The 12,200-nt window shown below is 57.7% G+C and carries 13 protein-coding genes; 9 read left to right on the top strand and 4 right to left on the bottom strand.

Annotated elements, in window-relative coordinates; translation table 11 throughout:
- Positions 1-5 precede the first annotated feature (5 nt).
- The gene (locus ACR0AA_RS00125; protein WP_480661172.1) at positions 6-524 is read right to left on the bottom strand and encodes a PaaI family thioesterase; all 519 of its coding nucleotides are present in this window, start codon (positions 522-524) and stop codon (positions 6-8) included.
- Positions 524-943 (bottom strand): PaaI family thioesterase, encoded by a 420-nt coding sequence (locus ACR0AA_RS00120; RefSeq protein ID WP_239336398.1) that lies wholly within the window; start codon positions 941-943, stop codon positions 524-526. Before ACR0AA_RS00120 ends, ACR0AA_RS00125 begins: the two co-directional genes overlap by 1 nt.
- Positions 944-1,060: 117 nt before the next feature.
- Here ACR0AA_RS00120 and ACR0AA_RS00115 point away from each other — a divergent pair, with 117 nt between their 5' ends.
- From ACR0AA_RS00115 to ACR0AA_RS00080, 8 genes are all read left to right on the top strand, one after another.
- The gene (locus tag ACR0AA_RS00115) at positions 1,061-1,429 is read left to right on the top strand and encodes a MerR family transcriptional regulator (protein WP_480661174.1); all 369 of its coding nucleotides are present in this window, start codon (positions 1,061-1,063) and stop codon (positions 1,427-1,429) included.
- A gap of 285 nt (positions 1,430-1,714) precedes the next feature.
- Positions 1,715-2,116, top strand: a complete 402-nt coding sequence (locus tag ACR0AA_RS00110; RefSeq protein ID WP_170417747.1) for a MerR family transcriptional regulator — start codon at positions 1,715-1,717, stop codon at positions 2,114-2,116.
- Between the two features lie 49 nt (positions 2,117-2,165).
- A complete protein-coding gene (locus ACR0AA_RS00105; RefSeq protein WP_480661175.1) occupies positions 2,166-3,947 on the top strand; it encodes an acyl-CoA dehydrogenase C-terminal domain-containing protein in 1,782 nt (593 codons plus the stop codon).
- Positions 3,948-4,001: 54 nt separating this feature from the next.
- Entirely contained in the window at positions 4,002-4,214 is a 213-nt protein-coding gene (locus ACR0AA_RS00100) for a hypothetical protein (protein WP_480661176.1), read from the top strand.
- Between the two features lie 135 nt (positions 4,215-4,349).
- On the top strand, positions 4,350-4,988 hold the full coding sequence (locus ACR0AA_RS00095) for a glutathione S-transferase family protein (protein ID WP_480661177.1): 639 nt from the start codon (positions 4,350-4,352) through the stop codon (positions 4,986-4,988).
- Between the two features lie 11 nt (positions 4,989-4,999).
- Positions 5,000-6,211 carry an acetyl-CoA C-acetyltransferase gene (locus ACR0AA_RS00090; protein WP_480661178.1) on the top strand — a complete coding sequence of 404 codons (1,212 nt, stop codon included), beginning with the start codon at positions 5,000-5,002 and terminating at the stop codon, positions 6,209-6,211.
- Positions 6,211-6,699, top strand: a complete 489-nt coding sequence (locus tag ACR0AA_RS00085) for a cupin domain-containing protein (RefSeq protein ID WP_480661179.1) — start codon at positions 6,211-6,213, stop codon at positions 6,697-6,699. The genes ACR0AA_RS00090 and ACR0AA_RS00085 overlap by 1 nt, the downstream gene beginning before the upstream one ends.
- Positions 6,692-8,893, top strand: a complete 2,202-nt coding sequence (locus ACR0AA_RS00080) for a 3-hydroxyacyl-CoA dehydrogenase NAD-binding domain-containing protein (protein ID WP_480661180.1) — start codon at positions 6,692-6,694, stop codon at positions 8,891-8,893. The genes ACR0AA_RS00085 and ACR0AA_RS00080 overlap by 8 nt, the downstream gene beginning before the upstream one ends.
- A 65-nt stretch (positions 8,894-8,958) precedes the next feature.
- Here ACR0AA_RS00080 and ACR0AA_RS00075 read toward each other — a convergent pair whose 3' ends face one another.
- Positions 8,959-9,717 (bottom strand): Hint domain-containing protein, encoded by a 759-nt coding sequence (locus ACR0AA_RS00075; RefSeq protein ID WP_480661181.1) that lies wholly within the window; start codon positions 9,715-9,717, stop codon positions 8,959-8,961.
- A gap of 378 nt (positions 9,718-10,095) precedes the next feature.
- Positions 10,096-11,031 carry a DMT family transporter gene (locus ACR0AA_RS00070; protein ID WP_480661182.1) on the bottom strand — a complete coding sequence of 312 codons (936 nt, stop codon included), beginning with the start codon at positions 11,029-11,031 and terminating at the stop codon, positions 10,096-10,098.
- A gap of 153 nt (positions 11,032-11,184) precedes the next feature.
- On the opposite strand from ACR0AA_RS00070, the gene ACR0AA_RS00065 reads away from it, so the two are divergent.
- Positions 11,185-12,198, top strand: a complete 1,014-nt coding sequence (locus ACR0AA_RS00065) for a hypothetical protein (RefSeq protein WP_480755227.1) — start codon at positions 11,185-11,187, stop codon at positions 12,196-12,198.
- The last annotated feature ends 2 nt before the right edge of the window (positions 12,199-12,200 follow it).

The raw sequence follows: 12,200 nt of genomic DNA, 5'->3' as shown, positions 1-12,200 counted from the left end.
TTTCCCTACTTGTCGGTGGGTTTCGGCTGCGGCATCAGGAAATGCCCCGAAGCCTGTGCAAACAGCCGCGAGTGATTGTCCTGCCAGGCTTCAACGCGCACCGAAGCATAACGCCGCCCTGCCCGACTGATGAATGCGCGGGCGTAAGCATCTCGCGGCAAGCCGGATCTCAGATAATCGACGGTGAAATCGACTGTCTTGGGAAAGCGCACCCGCTCATATCCGGCAATGTCACTGGCATCCAGCTCACCGCTTTCAATTTTTGGCAGGAAATAGTCCCAACTGAGCGTGATAACAGCCGTGACCTCGAGGAAGGCCGCTGTGACTCCGCCGTGCAGCGCGGGTAGCAGAGGGTTTCCGATCAGCTTTTCGTCGAAGTTCAAAACGCCTGTTAATTCATCGCCCCGGCGGTCAAAGCCAATGTCGAGGAAACGAATGTAAGGCACGCCTTCGACAATCGCGTTCAACGCCGCATCCCGGCGTTGTTTGACGACCTGAACGGGTTCGGGACGAGGACGCGCCATCACAACCCCTCCACAGTGAATGAGCCCGCAGCGGTGGCCACCGGAAGGCCCTCATCTTCGTCCATCGCCGTGGCACGGACAAAGGCGACGTTTCGGGTGATGTGATAGCAGGTCGCGTGCGTCGTGATGGTCTGCCCCGGTGTTGCAGCGCGCATATAGTCGATCCGCAGGTCAATTGTCGCCGTACCGCCAGGGGCGGAAGGGTGGCTCATGACGGCGGCACCACAACACGTATCCAGCGCCGCAAAAACCGCGCCGCCATGAATCACTCCGGTGCGCGGATCACCGACCAGCTCTTTGCTGTAAGGCATAGAAATCCCCGCTTCGCCATTGCCGATTGTGGTCAGCTTCAAACCCAATGCCCTGGCATGCGGGATCGCCTCGATGAACTGGCGCGCAATTGCGGCTTTGTCGACCATGTACTTGAATCCGTTAATTTGGTTTATCCCTTTATGAGCCTGTGTCCGCCAAAAGAGCAAGCCCACCGGTTGCGCTTGCCGCGGACAAAACATAGGCTGCCGCAGAGGAGATCAGGAATGTCCGACAACCGTTTGTCATTCAAAGAGATGTGCGCTGAGTTCGACGTGACTCCGCGTACCCTGCGCTACTATGAATACATCGAGCTGCTGCAGCCCGACCGGGAAGGCAGGTCGCGTTTTTATGGCCCCAGGGAATGCGCGCGCATGACCTTGATCCTGCGCGGCCGCAAATACGGGTTTTCGCTGGAAGATATACGACAGTGGTTGCTGATCTATGAAAACGAAGGCAACGAGGTCCAGATGCAGGCCTTTGTTGAAGTGGCAGACAAACAGATCGTCGAGCTGAATAAGCAAAGGCAACAGCTGGATGAAGCGATCGAAGCCCTGACCCACATGCGCGATCAGACAGCCAAATCGCTGAATTGATTCTCACCCCGCCGCCTTTTGGCACCTAGAAAATGACGCGAATTCCGGTTGCTCCGGGTGTACCTTCGGGTGCGCCAGCGTTGTGGCGCGTCTTTCCTCGCCCAGAGTTCCGTTACGTCAAACCCGAAAAAAGTCGGCAATCCGCGCCTTGACGCGTGAGGATGTTACGTAAACTTAATTTGTGACGCAGCGTTCGCATTACGTGAACGTCATCTACGTGTTGTAACGTGCGCATCGACTGCGCACCTGACTTTCATAGACGCCAGTGACGAGAGTGCTAAGACCATGACCGAAGATCTGATGACCATCCGCGAAATGTGCGAGACATATGATGTCACGCCACGCACTTTGCGGTTCTACGAAGCCAAGGAGCTTTTGTTTCCTATCCGTGAAGGCCAAAAACGGCTGTTCACCAAAAGTGACCGTGCCCGCCTGAAACTGATCCTGCGCGGCAAGCGCTTTGGTTTCAGCCTTGAGGAAATCCGCCAGCTTCTGGATCTCTACCATGTAGGCGACCAGCAACTGACCCAGATATCCCGCACCTACGAAATCGCGTGCGAACGTCTGGAGGATATGGAAGCGCGCCGTGAAGAGCTCACGCAAGCCATCGACGACCTGAAAGAACAGTTGCGTTGGGGCGAAAAAGTTATCGCCTCGATGAAACAAGACAAAAAGGCTGCCGAGTAACCCCCTCGCCTGCCTGCCACCCGGACATATGAATTAAAGGGAGCTTCACATGCCCGTCTATAACGCGCCAACCAAAGATACGCAGTTCATCCTGCACGATGTTCTGAAAGTCTCGGAGTCCGATGTTCCGGGCTACAACGAGCTCGAAGCCGAATTCACCGGCGCGGTTCTGGAAGAAGCAGGCAAGGTTGCCACCAACGTTCTGCATCCGTTGAACGTAGTGGGGGACACCGAAGGGTGCCGTCTGGAAAACGGTATCGTTTATACCCCCACCGGGTTCAAAGACGCCTTCGAGCAGATGAAAGAAGGTGGCTGGACTGGCCTCGACATGCCGGAAGAGTATGGCGGCCAGAATATGCCTTACGTTCTGGGCACCGCCGTTGGCGAGATGTTCTCGGCAGCAAACCAGGCATTCGTGATGTACCAGGGCCTGACGCACGGCGCGGCGTCGGCAATCCTCGCCCACGGAACCGACGAGCAGAAGAACAAGTACCTGCCCAACATGGTCAGCTGTGAATGGACCGGCACCATGAACCTGACCGAACCGCATTGCGGCACCGATCTGGGCCTGATGCGCACCAAGGCAGAACCACAGGGTGACGGCAGCTTCAAGATTTCGGGACAGAAGATCTTTATCTCGTCCGGTGATCACGACATGGCCGACAACATCATCCATCTGGTGCTGGCCAAGATCCCGGGTGGCCCCGAGGGCATCAAGGGCGTATCGCTGTTCATCGTGCCAAAGTTCATCGTCAATGAAGACGGTACGCCAGGCGAACGAAACGGTGTTTCGGTCGGCAAGATCGAAGAGAAGATGGGCATCCACGGCAACTCGACCTGCGTCATGAACTATGACGAAGCCACCGGCTGGCTGCTGGGTGAGGAGCATAAAGGCATGCGCGCCATGTTCACCATGATGAACGAAGCGCGTCTGGGTGTGGGCATGCAGGGCCTGTCTCAGGCCGAAGCCGCCTACCAGAATGCCGTCGAATACGCCAAGGACCGCTTGCAGGGTCGCGATGTGACCGGTGCAAAGAATCCGGACGGCCCCGCCGATCCGCTGATCGTTCACCCCGACATCCGCCGCAACCTGATGGACCAGAAGAGCTTCACCGAAGGCGCGCGCGCGTTCATCCTGTGGGGCGCGACCATGATCGACAAGGCGCACCGCTCGGGTGACAAGGACGCGGACGGGCTGATCTCGCTGCTGACGCCGGTCATCAAGGGCTTCCTGACGGATGAAGGCTACGACATGACCGTACAGGCACAGCAGGTTTATGGTGGCCACGGTTACATCGAAGAATGGGGCATGTCACAGTACACCCGCGACGCCCGCATCGCCATGATCTACGAAGGTGCAAACGGCGTTCAGGCGCTGGACCTTGTCGGCCGTAAACTGGCACAGGATGGCGGCAAGCATGTCATGGCCTTCTTTGAAATGGTCAAATCCTTCTGCAAGGAAAGCAGTGGCAAGGACGAAGCCTATGACAAGGCGTTCATCGAACCGTTGAAAGCTGCGTCCAAGGACCTGCAATCCGCTGGCATGTACTTCATGCAGGAAGGCATGAAGAACCCGAACAACGCTTTGTCCGGTTCCTATGACTTCATGCACATGTTCGGCCATGTCTGCCTGGGCCTGATGTGGGCGCAGATGGCCAAGGCCGCTCAGGAAGCCCTGGACGGAGGAGCCTCGGACAAAGAGTTCTACGAGACCAAGATCAACACCGGCCGTTTCTACATGGCCCGCCGCCTGCCCGCGACAGCGATGCACCTGGCGCGCATCCAGACGGGTGCTGATACGGTCATGGCTCTGGACGCAGCGAACTTCTGATCACAGTCTGGGTCCGGGTAACATTGCCCGGACCCAACTTACCGGAGGAACCACATGCCAAAACGTTTTCGACTGACCCGCCGCTTTCCCGTCGCAATGACCGAGGACGGGTATCGCAAGCTCAAAGCATTCGCGCGCGAGGCTGGGTTGGACGAAGGAGAGGCACTGTCGTTTCTGTTCGAGAACTTCAAAAGCGTGATTAACGAGGACAATCTGACCCACCGTTTACGGATCTTCAATTCCGAACTGGACGATCGGAAACGTTAAGGACATCAGCCACCTGCAATTAGGTGGGCGTGTTTTCGGCAAGACCATCCCCGGCGGCACATGGCCGATTGGTTGGTCTTTCTCGAAATACGCGAGTTTCGATTTCGCACCATGCGCCTTGGGAGGGGCGATCACATGACCATAAAACTTCACTGCTTCGGCGAGAGCGGAAACAGCTACAAGGCTGCCTTGGCACTGGAGATGTCCGGGTTGGATTGGGAACCGGTTTTTGTCGACTTCTTCAAAGGCGTGACACGTACCCCCGAATACCGCGCCGAAGTCAATGAAATGGGTGAAGCGCCCGTTCTAATCGACGGCGATTTTCGCACCAGTCAATCCGGTGCCATTCAGGCCTATGTGACCGAAAAATCTGGCAAGTTCGGCGGCAAGACCCGGGAAGAAAACTATGATATTCTGCGCTGGGTGCTGTGGGACAATCACAAGCTCAGCTCCATGGCCGGCCTGACCCGTTTCCTGATCAATTTCCTCCCGGAACAGCACCGCAATCCTGATGTGATCGCTTTCAATCAGGGGCGCCTGAAGGCCGCTTACCAAGTGTTGAACGATCATCTGGACGGCCGCGACTGGATTGTTGGCGACGATGTCACGAACGCCGATCTAAGCTGTTGCAGTTATCTTTTTTATCCCGAACCATTCGGTTTCGACCGCGCCGACTGGCCCCATATCGACGCCTGGCTGACTCGTCTGTCCGAGCAGCCTGGCTGGAAACACCCCTATGACCTGATGCCCGGCAACCCGTCGGATCGAGCTTGAGGAGAAGACCCATGACCGAAGCATATATTTATGACGCCCTGCGCACCCCGCGCGGCAAGGGCCGCAAGGATGGCAGCCTGCACGAGGTAACCTCGGTGCGCCTGTCCGCCCTGACCCTGAACGCGATGAAAGAGCGTAACAACCTCGAAGGCCACGCCGTAGAAGACGTGATCTGGGGCAACGTCACCCAAGTGATGGAGCAAGGCGGTTGTCTTGCGCGCTCGGCGGTTCTGGCCTCTGATCTGGATCAGTCTATCCCCGGTCTGGCAATCAACCGCTTCTGCGCCTCCGGCATGGAAGCCGTGAACCTGGCCGCAAACCAGGTCAAAGGCGGCGCAGGCCAAGCCTACATCGCTGGCGGTGTCGAGATGATGGGCCGCGTGGCTATGGGCAGCGACGGTGCTGCAATTGCCGTTGACCCCTCGCTGGCGATGGATACCTATTTCGTTCCGCAGGGCATCTCGGCCGACATCATTGCGACTGAGTACGGTTTCTCTCGTGATGACGCCGACGCGCTGGCGGTTGAATCGCAAAAGCGCGCCGCAGAAGCATGGGCCGACAACCGTTTTGAAAAGTCGGTCATCACCGTCAAAGACCAGAACGGCCTGACCATTCTGGACCGCGACGAATACATGCGCCCGGGCACTGACATGCAGAGCCTCGGAGCGCTGAACCCGTCGTTCCAGATGATGGGCGAGCAGATGCCCGGATTTGACAAGGTTGCGATGCTGAAATATCCGCATCTTGAGCGTGTGAACCACATCCACCATGCCGGCAACAGCTCGGGCATCGTGGACGGTGCGGCCGCCGTTCTGATCGGCAACAAGGAATTTGGTGAGAAGTACGGCCTCAAGCCGCGCGCGCGCATCAAGGCAACCGCCAAGATTGGCACCGACCCGACCATCATGCTGACCGGCCCTGTTCCGGTGACCGAGAAGATCCTGGCCGACAACGGCATGAAGATCGGCGATCTGGACCTGTTCGAAGTCAACGAAGCCTTCGCCTCGGTCGTGCTGCGCTTCCAACAGGCGTTTGACGTGGATCCGGCGCTGGTCAACCCCAATGGTGGCTCGATCGCGATGGGTCACCCGCTGGGCGCAACCGGTGCGATGATCATCGGCACGCTGCTGGATGAGCTGGAGCGTCAGGACAAAGAAACCGGTCTGGCCACGCTCTGCATCGCGTCCGGCATGGGTGCAGCAACCATTATCGAGCGGGTCTGATGCCCAAGCTGGATCTCTCACAGATCCCGTTCAAGGGCGGCTCGGCCTATCCCGGCAAGCTGGCCGAGGCGACCGCAGGTCGTTTCGTGCAGCGTGTCGGTGATGCAGGCGGGCTGACCCAATACGGGGTCAACATCGTGCGGCTTGAGCCGCAGGGCATGTCTTCGCTGCGCCATTACCACATGGAGCAGGACGAGTTCGCCATCATGCTCAGCGGCACCTGCGTGCTGATTGATGACGATGGTGAGCATGAGATGCAGCCCGGCGATTGCGCCGCTTGGCCCGCAGGTGAGGCCAATGGCCACCACCTTGTGAACAAAACCGATGCGCCCGCGACCTTTCTGGTGGTGGGCACACGGACCCCGACCGAGACCGGCTATTACAGCGACATAGACATGATGGTGAAGGATGATGAGAACGGATTCGCCTTCACCCGCAAGGATGGCAGCCCGCTGACGGCTGACCAGATTGGAGATGACAATGACTGAATTCACTCTGACGAAAGACGCGGACGGCGTCGCCATTATTACCTGGGATGTGCCCGGGAAAACCATGAACGTGATGTCCTTTGACGGGCTGGCACAGCTGAGCGATCAGATCGACCAGGCGCTGGCCGATGACGAGGTCAAAGGCATCATCATCACCTCGGGCAAGGAAGGTTCATTTGCTGGGGGCATGGACCTGAACCTGCTGGCCGTGATGAAGGAACAGGCGGGCGACAACCCGGCAAAAGGTCTGTTCGAAGGCACAATGCAGATGCACGCCCTGCTGCGTAAAATCGAGATGGCAGGCATGGACCCCAAAACCAAGAAGGGCGGCAAGCCGATTGCCACCGTTCTTCCAGGCACCGCTGCGGGGATCGGCATGGAGCTGCCTCTGTCCACGCACCGCATCTTTGCCGCCGAAAACCCCAAGGCAAAATACGGCCTGCCCGAGATCATGGTCGGCATCTTCCCCGGTGCGGGTGGCACCACACGGATGGTCCGCAAAGTTGGCGCGATTGCAGCGGCTCCGCTGCTGCTGGAAGGCAAGATGCTGGACGTCAAGAAAGCCAAGGGCGCTGGCTATATCGACGAGATCGCGGCAGACCCGATGGCCGCAGCTAAGGAATGGGTACTGAACGCCAAGGACGCAGACATCGTTAAGCCGTGGGACGCCAAGGGCTACAAGATGCCCGGCGGTGCCCCCTACCATCCTGCTGGCTTTATGAACTTCGTTGGTGCATCGGCGATGGTGAACGGCAAGACCCAAGGCGCATTCCCTGCGGCCAAGGCTCTGCTGAGCGCGGTTTACGAGGGTGCTCTGGTCGATTTCGACACTGCACTGAAAATCGAGGCGCGTTGGTTCACTTCCGTGCTGATGAACCCATCCTCGGGCGCGATGATCCGGTCGCTGTTCCTGAACAAGGAAGCTTTGGAAAAAGGCGCTGTGCGTCCTGCCGGCGTTCCGGACCAATCGGTCAAGAAGATCGGTGTTCTGGGTGCAGGCATGATGGGCGCCGGTATCGCGCTGGTGTCGGCTCAGGCTGGAATGGAAGTGGTTCTGGTCGACCGTGACCAAGAGGCTGCGGACAAGGGCAAGGCCTATACCGAGAGCTACCTGGACAAAGGTATGAAGCGCGGCAAGGTCACGGCTGAGAAAAAAGAAGCCATGCTGGCCCGCATCACCGCGACCCCGGATCTGGACAACCTCAAAGGCTGTGATCTGATCATTGAAGCCGTCTTCGAAGACATGGGCGTCAAGGCCGAGATGACCAAGAAGGTCGAGGCTATCATCCCCGAGGACTGCATTTTTGCGTCGAACACCTCGACCCTGCCGATCAGCGATCTGGCCAAAGCATCCGTGCGCCCAGATCAGTTCATCGGCATCCACTTCTTCTCGCCCGTCGAGAAGATGTTCCTGGTCGAGATCATCAAAGGCAAGGAAACCGGTGATCGCGCGGTGGCCAAGGCGCTGGACTATGTGCGCCAGATCCGCAAGACGCCGATCGTGGTCAATGATGCGCGCTTCTTCTACGCAAACCGCTGCATCATCCCCTATATCAACGAAGGTCTGCGTATGATCACCGAAGGCGTCAGCCCCGTACTGATCGACAACGCTGCACGTCAGTTGGGTTTCCCCGTGGGACCCATCCAACTGAATGACGAGACCTCGATAGATCTGGGGGCCAAGATTGCTCGTGCGACCAAAGCCGCGATGGGCGATGCCTACCCGGAAAACCCGGGCGATGATCTGATCTTCTGGATGGAAGAAGAGGGTCGTCTGGGCCGCAAGGCGAATGCAGGGTTCTTCGACTATGACGAAAAGGGCAAGCGCACCGAGTACTGGAAGGGCCTGCAGGAGAAATATCCGCATGCCGAAGACCAGCCTGATCTGATCGAAGTTCAGGAACGTCTGATGTTCGCTCAGGTTTTGGAAGCGGTGCGCGCGCTGGAAGAAGGCGTTCTGGAAGATATCCGCGAAGGCGACGTGGGCGCGATCCTTGGTTGGGGCTTTGCACCTTGGTCGGGTGGCCCGCTGAGCTGGCTGGATATCATCGGCACGCCTTACGCGGCCGAGCGTTGCGACCAACTGGCCGAGCAATACGGCGAGCGCTTTGCATGCCCGCCGCTGCTGCGTGAGATGGCGGACAAAGGCCAAAGCTTCTATGGGCGTTTCGACCCCGAAGCAAAAGCTGCCTAAACAAATTGACGCTGGTGGGGGATACCGCGCCAGCGTCATTCTTTATAAAAATAGCTTTAATGAATTCAGATTAATGGAGCAGGCCGCCCCGGCCGTCCTGGACGCCTTGCTCCCCTTACTGGCCGCGCCGGAAAAATCGGGTTCTGCATGATCGGCGCAGGCAATGCGCCCAGCGAATTAGCCAGAACCGCAATATCTCTGCTATGCGCCACCATATCGACTAAATCTGCCACCTGATCAGCGTCGACAAGTTCGTATGAGGCTGTCTGAGGCAGGTTGCGTGTTCCAAACCGTCCTGCGGGGCAATACGCGCGCAGACCGCCTTCGATGTAGATCACTTCGTCCTGCTCGAAGAACAGCGAACTGACGTCAAAGAAAGATGCAGGTGTGCCGGAAGAAAGCCGGAACGTTTCGCTTAAAACCCGCGCAGGAACAACCGGCATACTGATGGGCAACGTTATTGGACCACGGCTCAACTTGGTGTTGTCCAACGCCACACCCTGTTCAGGCATCAGCCAAACCGAGCGTCCGTTGTACAATGTGTTCGAAGGCACCCGAACAAGCAGATTCTCTATCCGGTTCTCGTTGGCCGGAACCGAGATGCAATTTGTTGAAACCCGGCAGACTTCCCTAAAGCCATTATCCAGTGTCCGGACCAGATCGCCAGCGCGCAATCGTTCAACAGGTTTCCACCCACGGTCCGTTGCGACTTTTGTTCCGTGGACAAACCCACCTCTGCGCGCATTCAGCGACACCGGAGGACCGACTTGCCTCGCATTATCCGGAACAGCTGAATAGCCTATAACACTCTGTACTTTTAACACGTGCCGCACCCACTTTTGACACAAACCAACTACGAAAAACGATTAACATACCATTTACATACAAGACTTATTTTTGACACATTGAGGCCAAATTTGGGTCGTTGAAGCTCTGATACTCACATAACCCCGAACAACCCTGCACAAAAAATCGGAATAAGCAGTAAATTGGAAACTATGAATTTCGAGTGCGAGTGACGTCCAACTTGATTCTGGCCGACTGCCTGACGGTGACTGTTGCATCAAGATGCGAGACAAAAACCGCCTTTAGTTGGATGCCTTACGGCAATTTCAAGCCTTGGCTCAACCAAACCCGGCAAAACTCATCAGGAGATATACGCCGTTGCCAGGCAGCGCCTGAAGGCGAGTTAAGGAAAAACGCTAAGCCGCCTCGGGGCGGGCTGCCTCGCGCCCGGCGCGCCAACCTAAAAGGGCACCTGCAGTTGCAATCAGTCCGATCCCCGCGATCTGCATCGCGCCGATGACCTGTCCGAATGCCACCCAGGCAAACAACGGGCCAAAGATCATGACCGAGTATTCAAAGACGGCAACATACGACGGTTCACCTACCTGATAGGCTTTGATCAACATGAAGACAGCAATCGTGGATCCGACCGCCTGTATCGCGACCCATGGCAAAGCGGGCTGCATCTGCCAGACCCAGCCCCGCGTGGCAAACCCGTCCGGACCGTCGGGCGCAGCCATCGGAAACACTTCCAGAACCAAAAGACCGATTGCCCCTGCCAGACCGAGTGTGACGATCATCGCCGCCAGCAGCGCAACGGTGCTTTCACCGGAGCAATGGCTGCGCGTGATCACCGCGCTCAGCGCATAAAACAAGCCTCCGGCGACGGGCAGCAAGCTACGGGCATCGAACTCATAAGGGTTGAGCTGCAGCACACACAGAATACCCGCAAATCCGAGCAGAACGGCCAGAATGCGCCACGGTCCGATCCGTTGTTTCATGGCAAGAGCCGAGATCAGAAGCACGAATATGGGCGAAGTGAACAGTCCTGCCAACGCCTGAGCAATCGGCATGACCGCCAGCGAGGCGAAATAGAACAGCATGGCCAGTGTGATCAGCACACTGCGCAGGATCACTGGGCCAAGCCGCTTGGGTCGCATCCCGCCCAGACCAAGCAGCGACAATACAAAAATCAGTGGCAACATCAGCAATGCGCGGCTCAGATGGAATTGCCACAGACCAATCGAGTCGGCCAACAGGATCACCACATTGTCGATCACACCGATGATCGCCATCGCACTGATCATCAAGACTGACGCCAGTATCGGTGAAGTTTGAGTGTCCGCCTGCATCTTCCGCCCCGGTTTCGCATTGGTGCACGGCAATCCGATTTTCCGCACGTCGTGATATCCAGCACAATTACCGATTGCCACGCAACAGGTTTGCGCCCTTTGAATTTACCATGTTAAGCTGGGTCAAAATAATAACGAGCAAACCTCACCTTGATGACGGCACTGAAACAGTACCAACGGATCGAAGCCACCGGTCTGTGGCGCCCTTCGCCCGACGTTCAACGGCGCGAGGTCGTGGTGTCCATTGGCGAGGCGACGCTGACGATTTCGGATTTCAACGACCGGGCGCTGACTCATTGGTCCCTGGCCGCGTTGGAGCGGCAGAATCCTGGTGCGTATCCAGCCATCTTCAACCCTGACGGAGATCCGGACGAAACGCTTGAGCTGGAAGAATCCGAGTCCACAATGATCGGGGCAATCGACCGTCTGCAAAAGGCCATCGACCGATCGCGGCCACATCCCGGCCGCTTGCGCTGGCTCAGCGTTGCGGGTGTGGTTTGTGCCGTTGCCGCGCTGTTGCTGTTTTGGGTTCCGGCCGCATTGCAGAGCCACGTCGTGTCAGTTGTCCCGGACATCAAGCGTCATGATATCGGCGACGCGATCCTTCGTCGGATCGAGCGTGTTTCCGGCACAGCATGTGCATCCGAAGACGCGCAACCTGCACTGGATCAGTTGGCGGCCCGTACAGGCGTTCGCGAAGTTGTCATTCTGCCCGCCGGGGTTCAAACCAGCCTCAGCCTTCCCGGTGGGATCATCCTGCTGAACCGGTCGTTGGTCGAAGACCACGAGGATCCATCGGTCGCAGCAGGATACATCATCGCTGAACGCGCACGTGCAACCGCACAAGACCCCTTGGATGAATTGCTGGACCGCACCGGCGCTACAACGGCCTTTCGCCTGCTGACGACCGGAGAACTAACACCCGAAATCGTCGACGCCTATACCGAGCAGGTGCTGTCCGAACCTCGCCCGTCTTTACCGGATGATGACTTGCTGGCTGTTTTTGCCCAAGCGGCGTTGCCTTCAACACCCTACGCTTACGCTGTGGATGTGACAGGCGAGACGGTTCTGGGCTTGATCGAAGCCGACCCGATGGCGGGCCGCCCCCTGTCACAAGTGTTGCCGGACCGCGATTGGGTCCGGCTGCAGAATATCTGCGGCGAGTAAGC

It is taken from the genome of Ruegeria sp. CE8, assembly GCF_056537465.1.
The sequence above is the reverse complement of the archived record's forward strand: the minus strand, read 5'-3'. Positions and strand labels throughout refer to the sequence as shown.